We start from the raw sequence: 22293 nt of genomic DNA, 5'->3' as shown, positions 1-22293 counted from the left end.
CAGAAGGGAATAGAGCAACGGGTGTATAAACGTTAAGTTCTTCAAAATTTCAGCTTTACAGTTACATGTTGTGATGTTTGCTTAACAGGTCAATCCTATTAATATAGAAAACTTTTATCCTTGTTGTATTTGAATATGAAAGAGGTATTTATACCAGGAAATATAGGTGATTTTATATAGATTATGATATAAAAATTTTGGCATGGAGTGATGATATGGAAAGGTTTTTTGTAGAGTTAGTCGGATCAACAAATGATTTTTTATGGTCTAAATTGTTAATTATTATGCTTGTTATTTGCGGAATTTATTTTACATTTAAATTGAATTTTGTACAGTTTCGAATGTTAAAAGAGATGGTCCGTGTATTAATGGAGGGGAAAAGTGGTTCTAAAGATCAAATCTCTCCTTTTCAAGCGTTTTGTATTGGTATGGCAGCCCGCGTTGGAACAGGGAATATTACAGGAATTGCGATTGCAATTGCATTAGGTGGTCCTGGAGCTGTATTTTGGATGTGGATTATTTCTATTATTAGCTCGGCCTCCAGTTTTGTCGAAAGCACATTAGCACAGATATATAAAGTAAAAGATAAAACTGGTTTCCGCGGTGGTCCATCCTATTATATGGAAAAAGGGTTGAATAAACGTTGGATGGGAGTATTATTCTCTATTTTAATCACAATTACTTTTGGTCTTGTATTCAATTCAGTACAATCAAATACAGTTACAATTGCTTTTCAAAACTCATTTGGTACAGATCGTCTAACAGTTGGGATAATCATGGCCATTGCTTTCGCTGCGATTATTTTTGGTGGTGTACAACGTATTGCAAAAATGGCTGAATACAAGGTGGTATTTTTAGCAGTATTATACATTGGAGTTGCATTATTTGTTGTAGTTACCAACATATCAAAAATGCCGGAAGTTCTTTCTCTTATTGTTCAAAACGCATTTGGTTTTAAACAAATAGCAGGCGGTTCAATTGGTGCAGCACTTATGAATGGAGTTAAACGCGGTTTATTCTCAAATGAAGCTGGTATGGGAAGTGCACCAAACGTTGCCGCAACAGCAACAACAAGTCATCCGGTGAAACAAGGACTGATTCAAGCATTTGGTGTATTAACGGATACACTAATCATTTGTACTAGCACTGCCTTTATTATTTTGCTGTCTGATGCATATAAACAACCGGGGTTAAATGGTATTGCACTTACACAAGCAGCATTAAGTGAACACATAGGTCCTTGGGCATCGGGTTGTCTTGCTATCTTTGTTTTTTTATTTGGATTTGGTGCGTTAATTGGCAACTATTATTATGGTGAAACAAATATTCGCTTTTTACATACAAGTAAAGTGTGGTTAATGATATACAGAATAAGTGTGTTGGCTATGATTGTATTTGGTTCTGTTGCAAAGATTCAAATTGTATGGGATTTAGCGGACTTATTTATGGGCTTTATGGTTATTATTAATTTAATTGCTATTACCTTACTTTCAAAAGTAGCATTTGCGGCGTTACAAGATTATATAAACCAGAAAAAAGCTGGTAAAGATCCTATTTTTTATAAAGAAAACATTAAAGGGCTTGAAAATATTGAATGTTGGGATAGTTATGAGAAAACTTCAAAAAAGAAAAGTGTGTAATAAGAAGGATATTCAGACTGCAATATGTCTGAATATTTTTCTTGGTTCTAGTGCAAATATTATTGATTATAGTAAAGAAAAAATCATTCTATATAAAGTTAATAGTACGGGGGAATATGATTAAATGATAAAGGATTCTAGCGTTCAAGTTGAGGGGCAAGAAAAAGTTTGCTTAGATCAATGGGTAGCTCATTATCGAGCGTATGCAGCTAAGGGACGAAGCGCCAGTTATATTCCCGCTCTGGGGGAAATAAATGTATCGCAGTTAGGTATTTGTATAGTAAAGCCAGATGGAACAATGATAAAATCAGGAGATTGGGAGATACCTTTCACATTACAAAGTATATCAAAAGTAATCGGTTTTATAGCCGCTTGTTTAAGTCGCGGTATTTCTTATGTATTAGAACGAGTTGACGTAGAGCCAACTGGAGATGCCTTTAATTCAATTATTCGTTTAGAGATACATAAACCAGGAAAACCTTTTAATCCTATGATTAATGCTGGAGCGATTACGATAGCTTCACTTTTGCCAGGGACATCGGTGCAAGAAAAATTAGAATCTCTATACGTATTAATTGAAAAAATGATAGAGAAGCGTCCCGTTATTAATGAAATAGTATTTCAATCAGAATGGGAAACGGCTCATCGTAATAGAGCATTAGCATACTATTTAAAGGAGAATGGTTTTCTAGAATCAGATGTGGAGGAGACACTAGAGGTTTACCTAAAACAATGTTCGATTGAAATAAATACAGAAGATATTGCCTTAATAGGGCTTATACTAGCACATGATGGATATCATCCTATTCGCAAAGAACAAGTGCTCCCTAAAGAAGTAGCTAGGTTAACAAAAGCTTTAATGCTAACTTGTGGAATGTACAATGCTTCTGGAAAATTTGCTGCTTTCATTGGATTACCAGCTAAGAGTGGGGTATCCGGTGGAATTATGACACTTGTTCCCTCAAAATCTAGGAAGGATTTATCGTTCCAAGATGGATGTGGTATTGGTATTTACGGACCAGCCATTGATGAATATGGGAATAGTTTACCAGGAATTATGTTGTTAGAACATATTGCAAAAGAATGGGATTTAAGTATATTTTAAAAAGGAGCACAGATATTTTGGTGTTAGAGCGAGTCCAAAAGTGTTCAGACCTTATATTGTGTCTGAACATTTTTGAGTTATAAAGTATCTTTCTAAAGTAGAAGGGTGTAATGAATACTCACAATCTATAATGCTTTCGTTTATATCTTATTTATCAGTTTTTGAAAAAAATAGAGTAAGTATTGTATTAATGCAAATAGGTTTGTATACTGACTGTTAGGCGAAAGTGAGAAGTGATTATTTTGAATCTTAGTAATTTAGTAAAAAAAGACATCTATATTCTCGTTTTAATGATACTTACAGTACCCTTAGTAGGTGAAATAAAGTCATTTCCTTTAAATGAAACATTTAGAATGAGCTTTGGCGCACCAACATTTTTCTTTTTTTTGTTATTGTTTCGACGAATTCCAGCATTTTTACCGGGTTTTTTAACAGCGATAGTCGTGGTAGTATTTCGTATCTCAATGGATGTCATTATAAAGGGAAATATGGATTGGCTAGCCGCTTTTCATACTCACTATCCTAGTTTTTTCTTTTATTTTACTTATTCGTATCTCTTTCATTTAGCAAAAATCAAACGTTTTTATCATCAACCACTAATGATTGGTTTTATTGGTTGCATGATTGAAATACTGTCAGACTGTGTGGAATTAATGATTCAATATTTTGTATTAAAAACATCAATCACATCCGAGGCAATAAATGAGATCATTGTTATCGCATGTTCCCATAGTTTTATAGTTCTAAGCTTTTTCAATATGATGAAATTGTATGAAGCGCAATCAAGGGAGAGACACATAAAGAAACAAAATGAACACATGCTCATGCTTATCTCTAATTTATATGAAGATGCTGTTCATTTAAAAAAAACATTACAAGATGCTGAGAATATAACAAAAAAATCCTATGATTTATATAAAACCTTAGACTCTTTTGAGCACAAACAGATGGATTTTCAGTTTGGGGATTTAAGGCAACAGGCATTACAAATTGCTGGTGAGGTCCATGACGTTAAAAAGGATAACCAACGTATTTTTGCGGGACTTTCAAAACTAATTTCTGATGAAAGTTTTACAGATTATATGTCTGTACATGAACTAGTAAATATCATTATACGGGCAAATACGAAATATGCACGCTTGCTAGAGAAAGACATCCAATTTTTGTATAAAATTGATGGTGTGCATCCTCATTATCATATTTACACAATCTTATCTATTATAAATAATATCGTTACAAACGCTGTAGAAGCTATCCAAGGTATGGGAACCATCACAATTGACATTAATAAAGACCACCATTTTGTTGAATTTCAAATAGGCGATAACGGTCCTGGTATTTCTTCAAAATATAAAGATTCAATTTTTGAGCCTGGGTTTACTTCTAAATATGATGATTTAGGCAACCCATCGACAGGTATCGGATTATCGTATGTTAAAGAAATGGTCGAACAACTTGAAGGTGATGTTACGCTTGAGGACAGAACCGAAGGAAAAGGATCAATTTTTATAATTAGATTAGGGATTGATCATATAATTTCGAAAGGGTGATTCTATGTATTTTTATATAGTAGATGATGAAAAAGCGGTTCGCTCAATGTTGGCTCAAATTATCGAGGATGAAGATCTTGGGGAGGTTATAGGAGAAGCTGAGGATGGTTTATCTTTAGAGCAACAAATGCTAATCCTTAAAAATATAGACATTTTATTTATCGATTTGTTAATGCCGATTCAAGATGGAATAAAAACAATCCGTCAAATAAAACCTTCGTTTAAAGGGAAAATCATCATGGTCTCTCAAGTAGAATCAAAAGAATTAATTGCTGAAGCTTATTCGCTTGGTGTTGAATACTATATTATTAAGCCAATTAACCGGATTGAAGTATTAACAGTTGTTCGGAAAGTCATTGAACGAATTCGTTTGGAAAAATCGATAAAAAACATTCAAGAATCGCTTAATATGGTACTAAAATTGGATAGTAATTCAAGTGCGCAAGAAAAATACCGTAATGAAAAACATTTAAATACTTTTAATCATTTTCAAAATTCCATTCATTTTCTTTTGTCTGAATTAGGAATAGCCAGTGAAAGTGGAAGTAAAGATTTAATGGATATGCTAGATTATTTATATAAATATGAACAAGATAACACGTTGGAACAAGGCTTTCCCTCACTAAAAGAGATTTTTATGAATTTGGCTCAAAAAAAACTTGGGGATTCAGCTGAAGATGCCGAATTAAAAAGGTTCATAGAAGCTTCCAAACAACGGATTCGGAGAGCAATTTATCAATCATTAAACCATTTAGCATCCCTTGGACTTACTGATTTTTTAAACCCGAAGTTCGAAAATTATGCTTCTAGATTTTTTGATTTTACTACCGTAAGGAGAAAGATGACAGAATTGAATAATGAACCAACATTACCTGCTCGTATTGATACGAAAAAATTTATTCAAGTTCTTTATTTTGAAGCAAAACGAATACACCTGGAATTAAGATGATAAATGCTTGCTAATTATTATTTTCGATTAATAGATTGATAATTGTTTTCATGTTATTGGTTTTATATAGTTTTTCTAAGAGAGGATTTTCCTTTATTTCATATTGGTTTTAAAATCAGAAAATTCCGTATCGATTCGGTAGAAATGTACTAACTTAAAACAAAAGAATATGTATTTTTTACACATTAATATTCATTTAAAAAAACGAGTATTTCCACAATAAAATATAAATACATAGTAAGTTGAATTTAAAAAAAGATGCTATCTTCTAGCATCTTTTTTCTTTAAGAGGAAATATCATTAATACTTATATTATTTGAAATTCAAATGCAGGCATATAAATAAGGGAAAAGGAGATAATATTTAACAAATTATAATTGGAAATGGTATTTTAGGTCAGAAATGTTTTTATACTAACTAGGTTATTTGTACTAAATAAGCATAATGTCTCGCTTTTCTGCTCTTTAATCTTATCGTTATTTTTTATTAAGTACATATCGTTTTTTAGAAATCTCAATCCTAGCAGAGTATATAAATTGGGTGATAAAAATGTGGAACATAATTACTTCTTATCTTCCAGATTGGAAAGTCTTTGTACAAGCTTTTATCTTGTTTTTAATTCCGTATACTATCTCAAGATTTTTTCATTGGGTTCGTATGTCAGAGAAAGAGTGGGAAGAATGAGTTGGTGGAAGTCAAGAGACAAACAAGTGAAAAAAAATAATATTCAAAGTAAAACGAAACAAGAGCATAAACCATCTCAAAATGCAAACGTTCATTTCACAAATGATTTTGCCTCTAACTTAGAACTTATAAAGCAACAAATCGGACATAATTCTGATGTTCGCTTTCGGAAGTTTAATATTGGACGCACAGACATTCAGGCTGGGATCGTTTTTGTTGATGGTCTATCAGATAAAGAGATAATTGACAAACATATTATGAAATTACTAATGGATGATTTTTCTGATGAATATAAAAATGAATCTTCTTATGTGGAGGGGACTGTTTCAAAAGAATATATTAAAAATAAAGTTCTTACAATTAGTGAAGTAGCAGAAGTCCATTACATAAAAGATTTAATACCCAAAGTATTGATAGGTTCAACAGCTCTTTTAATTGATGGTTTAGCAGATGTGTTTATTCTTGGTACAACAAAAGCAAATAAACGAAATATTGAAGAACCAGTATCGGAGGCATTAGTCAGAGGGCCACGGGTCGGTTTTACTGAAGTATTAAGTGATAATACCTCACTTTTGCGACGACACTGTGCGGATGAGAACTTATCATTAGTAAAGCTACCAGTAGGAGAACGTGCAAAGAAAGAGTTAGTTGTCGCATTTATTAAAGATCTTGCTAGTACAGAATTGGTGGATGAAATAAAAAACAGAATTCAGAAAATTGACATAGACAGTGTACTCGAATCTGGTTATATAGAGCAACTTATTGAAGATAATTATCTCAGTCCTTTTCCGCAGATTCAAAATACAGAACGACCTGATCGTGTTATTAGTGCTTTAATGGAAGGTCGAGTAGCTATTTTGTTAGATGGAACACCATTTGTTTTAATTGCTCCAGTTACATTTAGTATGCTGCTGCAATCACCAGAAGATTATTATGAAAGGTGGCTTCCTGGTACGCTTCTCCGTTTATTACGCTTCATGACAGCTTTTGTTTCATTATTTGCTCCAGCACTGTATATTTCTTTTATTTCATTTCATCCAGGATTAATTCCCACTAAGCTCGCTATTTCTATTATCGGATCGCGAGAAGGAGTTCCTTTTCCCGCTTTAATAGAAGCGTTAATTATGGAAGTAGCTATCGAAGTTTTGCGGGAAGCAGGTTTACGTCTGCCTAAACCAATTGGACCTGCAATGGGAATTGTGGGCGGTTTAATAATTGGTCAGGCTGCCGTAGAAGCAGGAATTGTTAGTCCAATAATGGTTATCGTTGTTGCGGTAACAGCTATTTCTTCTTTTACTATTCCGCAATATAGTGTGGGAATTACGTTACGCATTCTTCGTTTTATAGCTATGTTTTGTGCTGCGATATTTGGCTTGTATGGAGTTATTCTCTTCTTTCTTTTACTTTGCAGTCATTTAGTGAAACTGAAAAGTTTTGGCGTTCCTTATACCAGCCCTGCTGTTCCATATCGATTCAGTGACTGGAAAGATTTTATGGTTCGCATGCCATTAAAAATAATGAGACGTAGACCGAAAATAATGCATACCAAAAAAAATATCCGCAAAAGGTAGCTGATGACGAAAGGAAGTGGCCTTCAGTGATTACGAAACCTAAAGACCGAATAACAACTTCACAAGCAGTTGTTATTATTGTAAATTACATACTTGGGACAGGAATTCTCACTCTGCCCAGAGCATCTGTAGAAAAAGTGAAAACACCAGATGTATGGCTAAGTGTGATATTAGGTGGGATACTCGCAATGGTTTCAGGAGTAATTATGGTCAAATTAAGTCAACAGTTTCCAGATAAAACATTTTATCAATATAGTCAAGATATTGTAGGGAAATGGATAGGCAGGTTGCTTAGTTTTCTTATTATAGGGTATTTTCTTACAACTTCAGCCTTTCAAATTCGTTCAATGGCAGAAGTAATAAGCTTTTTTTTGCTGGAAGGAACCCCCACATGGGCTATTGTTATGCCTTTTATGTGGATAGGTCTCTATTTGATTATGAGTGGTATTAATTCAATTGCACGGATGTTTGAAATAATATTTCCTATTACTTTTTTTATTTTTTTACTCATTTCCTTTATGAGTATCGGAATATTCGAGATAGATAATCTCCGTCCCGTATTAGGTTTAGGAATTAAACCAGTGTTAGATGGGATAAAAACAACCTCTCTCGCATATACAGGTCCTGAAATTATGTTGATTCTTTTGGTGTTTATGGAACAACGAAAGAAAGCAGTAAAAGCTATTTTAGTTGGAATTTCAATTCCGTTAATCTTTTATGTAATAACAGTTGTAATAGTCATTGGTGCATTATCAATTGATGGGGTTGTAACAAGAACATGGCCGACAATTGATCTTATGCGCAGTTTTGAAATTTCTGGATTGATATTTGAACGTTTTGAATCTTTATTGCTTGTAATATGGATTATGCAAATATTTGCTACCTATACGATTAGTTATTATGCAGCTGCATTAGGATTAGCACAACTCTTTAAAAAGAGAATTCATCCGTTTATTTTTGCTTTGATTCCAATCATTTACATCATTGCTATGACTTCGAAAAATATAAATGACTTGCTTAAATTGGGGGATATGCTCGGTAATGCTGCTTTATTTTTATTTGGTTTACTGCCACTGCTTCTTCTTATTATTACGCGATTAAAAGGAGGAGTAGTGTGAAAAATAAATTTAATTATATGCGGTTCTATTTGGCTTTGTTATGGACGCTTTTGCTTCTATTTTTAACAGGATGTTGGAGCAGTAAAGAAGTAGAAGAGTTGAGTTTAACTGCAGGTATAGCACTAGATAAAGGGAAGGATTCAACAATTGAGAAAGAGGATGAGGAAGGAGGTTATCCTAAAAGAAATCTTATAACAGCTACTTATCAAATTGTTAGTTCGCAAGCACAAAGTAAAGGAAATGGACAACAAAAACGTTATATAAATGTTTCTGAGACCGGTGATTCCATTCATCAAATTGTTCGTGAGTTTTCATTGAAAAGAGAGAGCACAATGTTCAGCCCACATTTAAAAAACATTGTTATTAGTGATAGTCTTGTACGTACATTCAGTTTAGAACAATTACTTGAACAGTATCTCCGTGACAATGAAGTTCGGCTTAGCTGTATGCTCTTAATTAGCAAGGGTCTAGCGAAGGAGGTACTGGAATCAAACAAAAAAGGAGAAATCCCAGCATTTCGTTTGTCTGGAATTGCAGATAATAGAAATAGAACAACAAGGATTTTACCTCCTGTATCGCTCGCTAAATTGGAAGGAAAGATGCGGTCAGGGTCCAGTTTTCTTTTGCAAAATGTAATCTCGATAAAAGGAGAAACAAAATTTGCAGGAGCTGCTGTAATTAAAGGGAAGACAAAAAAGTTGATGGGCTTTTTAAATGAACAGGAATTGGAAGGAGTAGTATGGATAAACGGAAAAAGGAATGGTGGTGTGGTAAAAACTTTTGATAAAGAATCAAAGAAACTCATTATATACGAGATAAAGTCAATAAAAAGCAAAATCATACCACATGTTAACGGAAATAATATTTCCTTTGATGTAAACATTGAATCAGAAGGGCGTTTGTCTGAAAATTGGATGCAATCAGGAAAAGATTTTGAAAATGAATTTTTAAAAAGGGAAGAAAAAGCTATTGAAAAAGAAGTAAAGCACTTAGTACATCATGTTACAAAAAAAATACAAAAAGAATACCAAGTCGATATTGCGGGTTTTGGCAACCAATTAAGAATTAAACACCCGAGAACATGGGAGAAAGTCAAAAAAGATTGGGATCAAACATTTAGTAAAGTACCGATTAAATATCATATAAATGTAACTATACAAGATTATGGAGCGTCAAGTTTAAAACGGTGAGATACATTAATTGAAATTATATTTACATCAAAACAAAAAGTTATAAAAGTTTTAATTTGAAAATTTTTGTAACTTTTTGTTTTTTTATGTCCTTCTTATTATAGATTAAAGAAATGATTTTACCCTATACATTTCTTTTGCGTTATAAAAGTAAATCACAATAGTTACTATTGGCGTGTTATTTAACGTTAGGAAAGAGGAATCGCTATATGTCTTGAATAGGAGGGAGTTTGAAGTGCAAGCGAAAGCAGTGCAAATAGAAGAAATCTATCAAGAAATATTAGACGGTAAAAGAAGTAGGTTTCCACCGAATACATGGAAAGAAGATAGCAATAGAGAGCTATCTAAAAGGGTCACAAAATATTTAATTGAAACAATTTTAAAATGGAATGAAGAGGATATTAAACAAAAATGGAATACGCCTTTAATTATAAAATATCGATTACTCGGCGCGCTCAAACATAGTTATGATAATAGTCCCTATAAGATGATTGACGACTTATATCCCAATAGATTTAAAGAGTGGGAGTTTGGTATGGCACCATTAAATTTTTGGACTAAAGAAAAAGCTCTTGAAGCATTAAAATGGACTGTTGAAGAAAAAGAAAAGCTAAGTAAAGTAGAACTACTCAAATTCTATAGTAAAAAATGGTTAGAGAAAAATAAACTCAGTGCACCATTAGTTATGTATTGGAATGGTAGTCCTTATGCAATGATAAATTCTTTATATCCTAATAAATTTAAAGAGTGGGAATTTAGTATGACTCCTAACAATTTTTGGACTAAAGAAAAAGCATTGGTAGCATTAAGGTGGACTATTGAAGAAAAAGAAAAATTAACTTCTTTTCAATTATTACAAGTTTACAGTGTAAAATGGCTTACTATTCATAATTTAATTTCTCCTTGTCAAATATTCTGGAATAACAGTCCGTACGCCATGATCAATGACTTATATCCTGGTCAAAATAAAGAATGGGAATATAAATTCACACCTACCGGATTTTGGACTGAAAAAAAAGCATTAGAGGCGCTGAAGTGGACTATTGAAGAAAAGGAAAAACTAACAGAGGGGCAATTACTATCTATTTACACACAAAGATGGTTAATTAAACATAAGTTATGGACACCATTAAGAAGATATTGGAAGGGAAGTCCATACAATATGTTAAATACTTTATACCCCAATCGTTATGCAAAAGATATGTTAAAAGGTTATAAAAATAAATAATGATTATATTAGAAGTCTTACTTATATCATACAATATCAAGTTTAAGATAGAGTTAATGAACTCTTAACTTAATTATAGGAGCGAAATTATATGTCACCTTTACGACATGAAGCATTAAAAATGCATAAAGAAAAACAGGGGAAGATTGGTGTTTATTCTAAAGTTAAAGTACAAAATTCAACAGATTTAAGTCTCGCTTACTCACCAGGTGTTGCTGAGCCATGCTTAGAGATTTATAAAGATGAAAGCAAAGTATATGATTATACAATGAAAGGGAATCTAGTTGGAATTATATCTGATGGAACTGCAGTATTAGGTCTTGGGAATATTGGACCTAAAGCAGCTATGCCAGTGATGGAGGGAAAAGCTTTACTTTTCAAATCATTTGCTGAGATCGATGCTTTTCCTATTTGTTTAAACACTAATAATCCGGATAAGATTGTTGAGGTTGTTAAATTATTAGAACCAAATTTTGGTGGGATAAACTTAGAAGATATTGCAGCACCTCAATGCTTTGAAATTGAGGAGCGCCTAAGAAAATCTTGTGATATTCCTGTTTTCCATGATGATCAACACGGTACAGCTATTGTAACGATTGCTGGCCTAATTAATGCACTTAAGTTAACAAATAAAAAAATTGAAGATGTTCAAATCGTTGTAAATGGCGCTGGTGCTGCTGGGATAGCCATTGTTAAGTTGTTACTCCATATGCATGTGAAAAATATTATTTTGTGTGACACAAAAGGGATAGTATATGAACAGCGACCTATTGGAATGAATGCGCTTAAAGAAGAAATAGCTCGTATTACAAATATAGAACATAAGCGGGGAAGATTAGCAGAGGCCCTTATTGATGCTGATGTATTTATTGGCGTATCAGCTGCAGGTGTAGTTGATGAGGATATGGTTCGTTCTATGAATCATAATCCTATTATTTTTGCCTTGGCTAACCCTACACCTGAAATTATGCCTAATAAAGCAAAAATAGCAGGAGCACTAGTAGTTGGTACAGGACGTTCTGACTTTCCTAATCAAGTAAATAATGTATTAGCTTTCCCTGGAGTTTTTCGTGGAGCCTTAGATGTACAAGCAAAAGAAATTAATGAAGAAATGAAGCTAGCAGCTGTTTATGCAATAGCTGATTTAATTTCAGAAGAAGAGCTTCATGTCAACTATGTCATTCCAAATCCGTTTGATCCTAGGGTGGTGCCACATGTAGCATATGCTGTCGCACGTGCTGCAGTAGAAACCGGTGTTTCAAGAAAAAATATCAGCATGTCTGAAATTAAAAACAATCTATTCAGGTTAACAAAAGAGACAAATATATTAAAATAAATATTTTTCTTAAGAAAATATTATGTAGTAAAGGTTATCTACTTAGTTCTTAGCGTATAAAAAGTTAAATTATGTATACCTCCCTTTCTGATATTGGTAAAACGCATATATTTATTCCTTGTGAAGTATGAAAATTAACAAAATTTTAAAAGGAGCGAGTTTAAAAGATGATTGTTCTTCAGGTAGTTTTAGCAATTTTTATTGTAGTAGGGGGATTCATAAAAATTTTCCGTATATCTTTTCAGGTAGAACATTGGCAACAATATCAATATTCATTATGGTTTATGTCTATAATTGGTTTTGTTGAAATTGTTGGAGCAATAGGTATAATCGGTGGTATTTGGAATCAATACTTAGCGCTAGGAGCAAATACATTAATAGCAGTTCTCATGGTCGGAGCTATTCATGCTCATATGTTTCGAGCAAAACAATCTATTTTAATGGCAATTCCTGCATTACTTTGTTTCATACTATCTATGGGGATAATTATTTGGAATTTAAATACATTTTCTTAAGCTTAACTATAAATTGTTAAAATAAGTAATTATTAGAGGGATGTGTAAGCTCTATTTAAAATGTTGAATAGTTAAAGATTATTAATTCATAAAAATTATCACCATTTTACTCTCGTTTTTAATAGTTCTATGAATAGAAAGTCTCTTCATTTTTTTAATGCATGCTTGTAAACGAAATACGAAAACATAACTCATTATAGGAAGGAGAATTTTGAAATTCTATTGATAAACCAAGTAATTGTAATAGCCCTTATTTAGAATAATAATTTCAAAATCAATAAAATTTAGAGTAGAAGGAGTAAGAGCAAATTATTATGAATAAACAGATAGGATTCATCGGATGTGGAAACATGGGTATTGCTATGATAGGTGGGATGATTAAAAAAAATATAGTTTCTCCAGATCAAATAATTTGTTCAGATTTAAATGTCATTAATTTAAAAAATGCTAGTAATGAATATGGCATAACTATAACTACTAACAACAATGAAGTCGCTAACAGCGCTGACATTTTAATTTTATCAATCAAACCAGATTTATACTCATCGGTAATTAACCAAATAAAAGATCAAATAAAAAATGATGTAATCGTTGTAACTATTGCTGCAGGAAAAAGTATTAAGAGCACTGAGAATGAATTTGGTAGAAAGTTAAAAGTTGTTAGAGTAATGCCTAATACACCGGCACTTGTTGGAGAAGGAATGTCTGCGTTATGTTTTAATGAAATGGTTACAGAAAAAGATATAAAAGAGGTACTGAACATATTTAATATTTTCGGCCAGACGGAGGTCATAAATGAAAAACTAATGGATGTTGTTACATCTATTAGTGGTTCTTCTCCAGCATATGTGTATATGTTTATAGAAGCCATGGCAGATGCTGCTGTACTTAGCGGTATGCCGAGAAAACAAGCTTATAAATTTGCGGCTCAGGCTGTATTAGGTTCTGCAAAAATGGTATTGGAAACAGGAATACATCCAGGTGAATTGAAGGATATGGTTTGTTCTCCAGGTGGAACGACGATAGAGGCTGTAGTAACGCTAGAAGAAAAAGGTTTAAGAACAGCTATCATTTCAGCTATGAAACGTTGTACGCAAAAATCTATGGAAATGTCTAGTTTAACTAGTAAGTGAGAAGCGAATTTATATAATATTTTAAATCTATTTAATGTAAAAGAAATATTATGAGGCTAGTTAATAACTAAGTAAATTTATATACAACACTAACGAGAAGAATAAACCTTATTTTAAAGGGGATACAGAAAATATGAGTAATTTACTAAAAAAAAAATCCGTTACACAATTGTTAGAGCATAATCAAAGCAAGATTTTAACGAAAACATTAGGAGCATTTGATTTAATTATGTTAGGGGTAGGCTCGATAGTTGGAACGGGTGTTCTTGTGTTAACTGGATTAGTAGCAGCAAGAAATGCTGGTCCAGCAGTTGTTTTTTCATTTATACTTGCGGCAATTATATGTGGATTTATAGCATTATGTTACGCGGAAATTGCTTCTACACTCCCGGCGTCTGGTAGTGTATATACGTACTCATATGCAACAATTGGTGAGTTTGTTGCTCATCTAGTAGGTTGGTCATTGCTATTAATATATATCGTGGCAACAGCGGCTGTCGCTGCTGGATGGACAGGCTATTTCCACAATTTAATAAAGGGATTTGGATTAGAGATACCTAAAGCTCTAGTAACGATTCCTTCGCATGGTGGTATTGTGAATCTACCAGCAGTAATCATTACATTGATATTAGCATGGATGTTATCCCGTGGTACGAGGGAAAGCAAACGAATCAATAATACAATGGTATTGATTAAAATTGGAATGATTTTGTTGTTTATTACGGTTGGTATATTCTATGTAAAACCAATGAACTGGATACCAATTGCACCATACGGTTTAAGTGGAGTTTTTACGGGTGGAGCAGCTATTTTATTCGCTTTTACGGGATTTGATATATTAGCAACTTCAGCAGAAGAAGTAAAAGACCCGAAACGTAATCTTCCGATCGGTATTATTGCATCATTAATCATATGTACAATTATTTATGTTATGGTATGCCTTGTTATGACAGGAATGGTTTCCTATAAAGAATTAAATGTTCCTGAGGCAATGGCTTATGTAATGGAAGTTGTAGGACAAGGAAAAGTCGCTGGTGCAATTGCTGCAGGTGCTGTAATTGGCCTTATGGCTGTTATTTTTTCCAATATGTATGCGGCAACACGAGTATTCTTTGCAATGAGTCGTGATGGATTGTTACCGAAATCATTTGCGAAAGTTAATAAGAAAACTGGAGCACCCACTTTTATAACTGGATTGGCAGGAATAGGGAGCTCTATAATAGCTGGGTTTATTGATTTGAAAGAATTAGTTAATTTAGTTAATATCGGTAGTTTGGTGACGTTTGCGTTAGTGTGTCTATCAGTTATTATTCTACGTAAATCACACCCAAATTTAAAACGTGGATTTATGGTACCTTTTGTACCTGTATTACCATGCGTTGCAATTGTATGCTGTTTGTTTTTAATGCTAAATTTACCGTTAAGGACATGGGTGTACTTTAGTATTTGGATTACTATTGGGGTAGTAATATATTTCCTTTATTCGATAAAACACAGTAATTTAAATGAGGAAACGATCTCGAAATTACATGATAAAATTGCGAGATAATAACGATAGAAAATTTTATTAATAATCATATTGATAGTTGAGGAACATAGAAACAGTTTTTTGACATTTAGCAAGAGATAAAATAAGAGATGCTAGAGCAGCTAAGTACTTTTTTAGAAACCTTGCTTGTTTTTTACGATTTAAAACTGCTAAGGAGAGAGAAGTATGAGTGAATTGCATTTTATGAGTATAGAAGAATTGGATAATAAATTGAAAAAATCTGACAGTGGTATTTATTTCATTAAAGATTATAATGACAATATTATTTATGTAGGCAAGGCTTTTAGTATAAAAAGTAGAGTATTAGCTCATTTTAATAGTTATTCCAATATTGAGGAATATGTACATTTATTTAATAAAGTAGCGTATCTCATTGAAGATAGTTTGTTAAAACGCTCATTGTTACAAGTTACTTATATGATTAAATATAAACCAGTATTAAACAAAGAAGTACAAAAAGAATTCCCAGAGTTGTATACTCAATACATTAAGCAGACAAATAAAAAATCTATGTTGTTAGAAATTGATGAAGCTAAAGAAAAAGGGGATGAGTTAAAGAATAAATTAGTAAAATTAGTGGGTGGAAAAACTATGTTTTATGACATAATTTCTCTGTTAAACAATGGATATAACTATCATGTCCTCGCAAAAGTATTGAACATAGAACTTCAAACTTTAATTATAATAAAAGAACACCGAAATAAATTCCCGATACCACATAATTATAAGAGGACAATAAAACATCAAGATATAATGTATGCTTTATCTGGAAAAAAGAATTTAAGTACTTCAAGGTTAAACACTTAACTTTAAAATAGTAAATTCGTTGCTTTTGTAGCTTTTATTGTTATATTGAAATGCAATGTACATTTGTGTTTCAAATTTAATTGGTGGAATAAGGGGAGGGAAAGGGTTCCTATAAAAATACTGGAATAAATTAGGTTGCTCATGCATAAATAGCATAATTAGGTACATGTTATTTATAAATATTCAAAGATGCGAAAGTAATACAAATGAAATTCTTATTTCTGCTACTACAAGTACTATTGAGCAAATGAAGTATGAAATTGCTTTTGAACTAGGAGTCACACTGGGACCTGATACATCACATCATCTGCAAATGGTTCGGATCGGTGGAGAGATTACAAAACGCTTAGTTCGAATGGCTGAAAAACAGTTAACAGGTCAATACAGAGTACACTAAGAAAATAATCCGTATATATATATGGATTATTTTTCCTTTAATTTACAAAAAAATAAATTTCGGAATTGAAAAAACCTCTCAGATTCCTTTGTAATAAACTTTTTTAGTTGTGTTAATGACATAGGTATCAAAAGATAATAAACCTGATATGAACGATGTATGATCCTTTAAAAGAGTTTTGGTGTTATTTGCAATTTTAATTTCATAATACTTAAGCCGATATAATAAAATGTTTTATGTCTAAATTGATATAAAGTAATAATTATTAAGTGATATTTCTTTTTTATAGAATAAGTAAAAACTGATACTGTAGTAATTACTGTTTTGAGGTCAATTTACTGTGCACCTTAATTATTGAAGTTTTTTTGTTGATTAACAACTATTGTATTTGGAAATTAATAATAAGTTTATCCCGCTATTTGCCGGGCAGTAAGACCTCCACCTCAAAATTCAGCGGAAGCAAAGAAGTTAGGTGGGGGGCGGGCTGCCCGTAAAAGCCCGATTGGTGAGGGCTAATAATCAGTGGGGATGAACAAAACCCCCACTGATTAAAGTTTCACTTTATGTGATGCGGTAATAAAACTATCTAGTTTGCTATTCTTAGTATTTGTAAAGTCTATATATTTTTTCCTCTTTTGTGGAAAGTAAAACTATTGTTACGACCAGTAATATAGTGTCATTTTTTTGAATATTCCATTCGTTTTTTATTTTTAGTTGATGAAAAGACCTTTCTCTCAATTAAATGTTTAATTGAGTACTTGAATTTCCTCCACCTTGTACTTTTCAAAGTATAGTGCTTCAAAAATAGCCGTATCGCTTTCATCTGTTTCCAATTTCACAACTTCTTTATTATCTTTTTCTAAAATTTGGAGCAAAATAGTTTTTCAGTTTCACATTTAAATTAGCAGTATTTATTTTTTGAATTCAATTTGTATAAATGATTGAATTGGAACTTTGACTGTTGTTTCTTGCGGTGGTACAGTACCTCTTTTTACTTTCGCTTTATTTTAAATCTTTTTCCAGCTTGGTCCTCGCATTGACTACCACTGTATTTTGTAGTACTTCACTGTTTTCTCAAGTTCAATAATATATCTTGTAGAATTAAGAAAAGAACTTAGTGTATTTCCTTTACTTATCTACTCTGATATTTAGATGCTAACTACAATTAAATAATATATGATTTTTATAAAAAAGATATAGTAATATTTTGTTGTGAATTGTACTAATTTGATATTTTATAGTATTATTTGTCGTGAATTATTTATAACAGAATATATTTTATGGATCTATAAAGGAGAATGTAATGAATACTTTCATCGATATACAACACTTGTGTGATCTTGCACATAAAGCATTTAATGCCCCTGTGCATATTTTGTCTACAGACAGAAAAATTTTATATCATTCTACATCTGATAATGTTTGTAGTCCTTTTTATTCTTCAAAAGAAGAACATCTTAGTGATATTTATCAAGAAAACGATCCCTTTAACTTGCCACTTTTCCGAAGTAACAACTATCTTGAAAATTTTGTTCTAATTCATATAGAAAATCATGATGATATTAAAGGGACTATTATAATCGGTCCTACTATACATTCAAAAGATTCAGATGATATGATCATAAAATTTCAGAAAGAATTTAAATCAAATGATAACATTCAAGAAAGACTTGCCTATTATCAGTGTTTATCTGAGATTAAAAAAACTACATTAATTGATATGGGAATTTTATTACATTACATGATTTTCAATGAAAAGTTAGATGTAGATATTGTCTTGGAAAAAAATAAAGTACTAGAGGAAACTCCTAATAAAAATGTGAAACCTGATTTATATATTTTAAAACGTCGACAAAACAAACCTAAAACGCACAATATGGCATTAGTAAATGATTTCTTTTCGACTATCAAAGAAGGAAATAAAAAAAAGTTAATACAGTATATGTATGCGGTTTCGCAAGAAGATGTTGAACTTATGCTAGTAGAGGATCCGCTCAGGAATCAAAAAAACCTTGGAATTATTGCGATTACCTTAGCCACTCGATATGCAATAGAAGGAAATCTGCCACCAGATATTGCTTTTGCCCATAGTATTTTATATATACAAACCCTAGAACAATTAGATAATGTAGAATCTGTAAAGCGATTATCAGGGGACGCTTTACGTACCTTTGCAGATCGTGTGAAAGAATACAATGCAAAAAAGTATTCTTACGCGGTTACTACATGTATAAAACATATTAATAAAAATGTTTACGATGGAATATCTCTGAATGAACTTGCTAATCATTTAGAAATTACGCCTACTTATCTGTCTAAACTATTTAAAAAAGAAATGGGAATTACTTTAAGCGAATATATTCAAAGGGAACGAGTGGAAGAAGCAAAGAAATTATTAACCCTCACTACTTATTCGTTATCAGATATCTGTGCTTGGCTTAACTTTAATGACCAAAGTTATTTTATAAGAGTTTTCAAAAAAATCACTAGCATGACTCCTAGGCAGTACCGTGAAAAATATACAATAATATAAGCTTGTTATTTGCTGTCTCCAATGTAAAGACTTAAACATGGGTGTAAGTATCCCAAAAGATGAAAATACTGGACTTATTACTCTAGGAAGAGTTTGTGATTTGTCTAGAAAAAGAACTTGTATTCAAATAGACGTATGAGATTAACCAGATATTATCTTGTTAGCGGAACAGTTTCAATTTTTAGGAGTTAGAAAAATAATGGAGAAACAAAGTATATCTATTTTTTTAATAACAATCATGTGCTGAATTTATCCCGCTATTTGCCGGGCAGTAAGATCTCCATCTAAAAATTCAGCGAAAGCAAAGAAGTTAGGTGGGGGGCGGGCTGCCCGTAAAAGCCCGATTGGTGTGGGCTAATAATCAGTGGGGATGAACAAAACCCCCACTGATTAAAGTTGCACTTTATCGGTATAGTTCTGAATCAGATAAACTAGTCTGATGTCAGCTCAAACAAATAGCTCTTGAAGACTTTATAAACACATATGTGAGCAAAAGCTCAATGGAAATCTTTGTACCATATTGTTAATTTGAAAAAATACACTAACCGTTATTTTGCAAAAGGGAATAAAAATACAGAAGGCTGCAAAGTGTTCCAAGGAAGCTTTGCAGCTTTTTTGTAATTTAAAACCTATGTTTATAACGAAGATAAGTTTATAGACTAATATCTTCATATTAGATATTTATTAATAATGATATTAGGATTTTTTTGTGAAAAATCAACAATATAACATATATTACTAAATATATCTACATTTTATGCAATTATACATAAGTAAATAAAGGTAAAAAAGTATAAAAAGACCTATTATATTATTCTATAAGTATTTTTTCTAAAATAAAATTTCTTGGTTGAGCTAAAATAGTTATTTTTAACCGTATACACATTAATTTGTAATCATTCCAATTACAGAAATGAAATTTACGAATAACTATATTTATATAATTTTTTTCGGGACATATTTTTATTTAACAGTGAATTATCGAGCTTAATCGACAAAATTTTTCTATTTACGCATTAAAAATTTAATGTTTTAATGAACAACATAACTGGTATGACCAGACAGAAAGGAGAAGGTTACGCTAATAGGAATTATAGTGAAGTTGTAAGTAACATTATGTTGGAAATGTTTTTCTGAATAGTCTTTTTGTTTACGAGAGGTCAAGAATCAAATTGGTAATAAACGTGTTCTAAGTTTCTGCATAACAAAAGTGAAGTTATTCCGCAATAAAAGTATAAGCAATGTACAGTATAATTTCACCTTTTGTTGTCTAGTAAGGAGTTTGCTGACAAAACTAAGAGGGATATTATCAAATTGAAATTAAACAATGTTATGACAAGATTAACTGTAAGCATTGGTTTATTGATCCTCACGATTCTGTAAGTTAAACCGCAACTTTAGGAAAGAATTAATAATTTACTACTCATAAGGTGCCTGATTCAAATATAGTTAATAAATTTTTGTTATTTATATTTAAAAAAATAGAGTATCGAAATGAGAGATAAATAAAATCCTTACATCCTATTAGAAGTAAAAAACAACGATATTAACGTATCTTAAAGATTTCTCCTTCTTATCCAGTTTACAAAGAGAGCGGTCGTACAAGTTATATGAATTAAGTTATAAAAACAATGGTAAAGGAGTGTACGGAATGAAAACTAAAATAATGACAGGATTTTTAATAACATCCATTGTAACTGGAGCAACTATTCCTATCAATACTCTTGCAACACCAATCGTTCAAGCAGAAACTCAACAAGAAAACATGGATATTTCTTCATCATTACGAAAATTAGGTGCACATTCTAAATTAGTCCAAACGTATATTGATCAATCTTTAATGAGTCCTAATGTACAGCTAGAGGAAGTCCCAGCTTTAAATACCAATCAATTCCTAATCAAACAAGATATGAAGGAATGGTCATCGGAACTCTATCCACAGTTAATTCTATTAAATTCAAAAAGTAAAGGATTTGTAACAAAATTTAATAGTTATTACCCGACATTAAAATTGTTTGTAGACAATAAAGAAGATAGAGAAGGGTTTTCGGATAGACTTGAAGTACTTCAAGAAATGGCTATGACGAATCAAGAAAATGCGCAACGACAAATCAATGAATTAACAGATCTTAAATTACAGCTTGATAAAAAATTAAAAGATTTTGATACTGATGTGGCAACTGCGCAAGGCATACTAAGTACAGATGGAACAGGAAAAATAGATCAGTTAAAAAATGAAATATTAAATACCAAAAAAGCAATTCAAAATGATTTACAACAAATTGCATTAATACCAGGAGCTTTAAATGAGCAGGGATTTGCTATATTCAAAGAAGTTTATAGTCTTTCAAAAGAAATTATTGAACCGGCTGCTCAAGCAGGGGTGGCAGCGTATAACAAAGGAAAAGAAATTAACAACTCTATTCTAGAAGCGGAGAAAAAAGCGGCGCAAGAAGCGACAGAACAAGGTAAAACTGCTCTAGAGATTGAATCAGCAAAAAAAGCAGCTCGTGAAGCAATTGAGAAAAGCAAACAAGGTGAAATAGCAGCCGCAGCCGCAGCAAAAACACAAGAGTATGACCTGATGAAAGCCATTGATACCGAAAAGATTAAGAAAACATTTGGCGTTTTTGCTGAAGTAAATAAATTAACAGCAGAACAGCGAGCATATTTAGATGATTTAGAGAAACAAAATCAAAAAATATATGATTTAACAACGAAATTATCAATAGCTGATTTACAAAAATCAATGCTTCTTCTTACACAAAATGATTTGCATACGTTTGCAAATCAAGTAGATGTAGAACTTGATCTACTAAAGCGCTATAAAGAAGATTTAAATCTAATAAAAAATAGCATTACAAAATTATCTACTAATGTTGATACAACTAACGAGCAGTCTCAAAAAGATACATTAAGACAATTAAAAAATGTAATAAGTTACCTTGAAGAACAAGTATATAAATTTTAATATTGCGTTTTTTGGGA

17 protein-coding genes are annotated in these 22293 nt (G+C 31.9%); 16 read left to right on the top strand and 1 reads right to left on the bottom strand.

Features of this window, described 5'->3' with window-relative positions:
- The first annotated feature begins 215 nt into the window (after positions 1 to 215).
- From NST86_RS15710 to NST86_RS15645, 14 genes are all read left to right on the top strand, one after another.
- Entirely contained in the window at positions 216 to 1640 is a 1425-nt protein-coding gene (locus NST86_RS15710; protein ID WP_000439283.1) for an alanine/glycine:cation symporter family protein, read from the top strand.
- A gap of 124 nt (positions 1641 to 1764) precedes the next feature.
- Positions 1765 to 2745 carry a glutaminase GlsA gene (glsA, locus tag NST86_RS15705; protein ID WP_000588650.1) on the top strand — a complete coding sequence of 327 codons (981 nt, stop codon included), beginning with the start codon at positions 1765 to 1767 and terminating at the stop codon, positions 2743 to 2745.
- A 233-nt stretch (positions 2746 to 2978) separates the two neighbouring features.
- Complete coding sequence (locus NST86_RS15700; protein ID WP_000584792.1) at positions 2979 to 4295, top strand: sensor histidine kinase; 1317 nt, start codon at positions 2979 to 2981, stop codon at positions 4293 to 4295.
- 4 nt (positions 4296 to 4299) lie between these two features.
- Complete coding sequence (locus NST86_RS15695; RefSeq protein WP_000274074.1) at positions 4300 to 5244, top strand: response regulator; 945 nt, start codon at positions 4300 to 4302, stop codon at positions 5242 to 5244.
- 680 nt (positions 5245 to 5924) lie between these two features.
- A complete protein-coding gene (locus NST86_RS15690; protein ID WP_000119228.1) occupies positions 5925 to 7499 on the top strand; it encodes a spore germination protein in 1575 nt (524 codons plus the stop codon).
- A 26-nt stretch (positions 7500 to 7525) separates the two neighbouring features.
- Positions 7526 to 8617 (top strand): spore germination protein, encoded by a 1092-nt coding sequence (locus NST86_RS15685; protein WP_016118207.1) that lies wholly within the window; start codon positions 7526 to 7528, stop codon positions 8615 to 8617.
- Positions 8614 to 9807 (top strand): Ger(x)C family spore germination protein, encoded by a 1194-nt coding sequence (locus NST86_RS15680; RefSeq protein ID WP_000790799.1) that lies wholly within the window; start codon positions 8614 to 8616, stop codon positions 9805 to 9807. The genes NST86_RS15685 and NST86_RS15680 overlap by 4 nt, the downstream gene beginning before the upstream one ends.
- 235 nt (positions 9808 to 10042) lie before the next feature.
- Entirely contained in the window at positions 10043 to 11035 is a 993-nt protein-coding gene (locus NST86_RS15675; RefSeq protein ID WP_061664325.1) for a DUF4046 domain-containing protein, read from the top strand.
- A 91-nt stretch (positions 11036 to 11126) separates the two neighbouring features.
- Entirely contained in the window at positions 11127 to 12371 is a 1245-nt protein-coding gene (locus tag NST86_RS15670; protein WP_016118205.1) for an NAD(P)-dependent malic enzyme, read from the top strand.
- Positions 12372 to 12538: 167 nt separating this feature from the next.
- Positions 12539 to 12886: a DoxX family protein gene (locus tag NST86_RS15665; RefSeq protein WP_000636507.1), complete on the top strand. Its 348-nt coding sequence runs from the start codon at positions 12539 to 12541 to the stop codon at positions 12884 to 12886.
- A gap of 314 nt (positions 12887 to 13200) precedes the next feature.
- Positions 13201 to 14019, top strand: coding sequence for a pyrroline-5-carboxylate reductase (gene proC, locus NST86_RS15660; protein WP_001041294.1), 819 nt, complete (start codon positions 13201 to 13203; stop codon positions 14017 to 14019).
- Between the two features lie 133 nt (positions 14020 to 14152).
- The gene (locus NST86_RS15655; RefSeq protein WP_016118203.1) at positions 14153 to 15568 is read left to right on the top strand and encodes an amino acid permease; all 1416 of its coding nucleotides are present in this window, start codon (positions 14153 to 14155) and stop codon (positions 15566 to 15568) included.
- Between the two features lie 165 nt (positions 15569 to 15733).
- Positions 15734 to 16375 (top strand): excinuclease ABC subunit C, encoded by a 642-nt coding sequence (locus NST86_RS15650; protein WP_001292158.1) that lies wholly within the window; start codon positions 15734 to 15736, stop codon positions 16373 to 16375.
- 166 nt (positions 16376 to 16541) lie between these two features.
- The gene (locus NST86_RS15645; protein ID WP_000897397.1) at positions 16542 to 16772 is read left to right on the top strand and encodes an alpha/beta-type small acid-soluble spore protein; all 231 of its coding nucleotides are present in this window, start codon (positions 16542 to 16544) and stop codon (positions 16770 to 16772) included.
- Positions 16773 to 17518: 746 nt separating this feature from the next.
- Here NST86_RS15645 and NST86_RS15640 read toward each other — a convergent pair.
- Complete coding sequence (locus NST86_RS15640; RefSeq protein ID WP_033694041.1) at positions 17519 to 17647, bottom strand: peptidase; 129 nt, start codon at positions 17645 to 17647, stop codon at positions 17519 to 17521.
- A gap of 428 nt (positions 17648 to 18075) precedes the next feature.
- Between NST86_RS15640 and NST86_RS15635 the strand changes: the two genes are divergently transcribed.
- Positions 18076 to 19305, top strand: a complete 1230-nt coding sequence (locus NST86_RS15635; RefSeq protein WP_086423422.1) for a helix-turn-helix domain-containing protein — start codon at positions 18076 to 18078, stop codon at positions 19303 to 19305.
- 1651 nt (positions 19306 to 20956) lie between these two features.
- Positions 20957 to 22276 (top strand): hemolytic enterotoxin HBL lytic component L2, encoded by a 1320-nt coding sequence (gene hblC / locus NST86_RS15630; protein WP_000850224.1) that lies wholly within the window; start codon positions 20957 to 20959, stop codon positions 22274 to 22276.
- The last annotated feature ends 17 nt before the right edge of the window (positions 22277 to 22293 follow it).

Origin of the sequence: Bacillus sp. FSL L8-0199, from assembly GCF_038005705.1 — a bacterium.
Taxonomy (GTDB): domain Bacteria; phylum Bacillota; class Bacilli; order Bacillales; family Bacillaceae_G; genus Bacillus_A; species Bacillus_A cereus.
This window is presented reverse-complemented; position numbering and strand designations above follow the sequence as displayed.

Bases quoted from the DNA above. Each gene is read 5' to 3' on its own strand.
- NST86_RS15710 (WP_000439283.1), top strand. From the start codon at position 216: ATGGAAAGGTTTTTTGTAGAGTTAGTCGGATCAACAAATGATTTTTTA.
- glsA (WP_000588650.1), top strand. From the start codon at position 1,765: ATGATAAAGGATTCTAGCGTTCAAGTTGAGGGGCAAGAAAAAGTTTGC.
- NST86_RS15695 (WP_000274074.1), top strand. From the start codon at position 4,300: ATGTATTTTTATATAGTAGATGATGAAAAAGCGGTTCGCTCAATGTTG.
- NST86_RS15690 (WP_000119228.1), top strand. From the start codon at position 5,925: ATGAGTTGGTGGAAGTCAAGAGACAAACAAGTGAAAAAAAATAATATT.
- NST86_RS15670 (WP_016118205.1), top strand. From the start codon at position 11,127: ATGTCACCTTTACGACATGAAGCATTAAAAATGCATAAAGAAAAACAG.
- NST86_RS15665 (WP_000636507.1), top strand. From the start codon at position 12,539: ATGATTGTTCTTCAGGTAGTTTTAGCAATTTTTATTGTAGTAGGGGGA.
- proC (WP_001041294.1), top strand. From the start codon at position 13,201: ATGAATAAACAGATAGGATTCATCGGATGTGGAAACATGGGTATTGCT.
- NST86_RS15655 (WP_016118203.1), top strand. From the start codon at position 14,153: ATGAGTAATTTACTAAAAAAAAAATCCGTTACACAATTGTTAGAGCAT.
- NST86_RS15650 (WP_001292158.1), top strand. From the start codon at position 15,734: ATGAGTGAATTGCATTTTATGAGTATAGAAGAATTGGATAATAAATTG.
- NST86_RS15645 (WP_000897397.1), top strand. From the start codon at position 16,542: ATGTTATTTATAAATATTCAAAGATGCGAAAGTAATACAAATGAAATT.
- NST86_RS15635 (WP_086423422.1), top strand. From the start codon at position 18,076: ATGAATACTTTCATCGATATACAACACTTGTGTGATCTTGCACATAAA.
- hblC (WP_000850224.1), top strand. From the start codon at position 20,957: ATGAAAACTAAAATAATGACAGGATTTTTAATAACATCCATTGTAACT.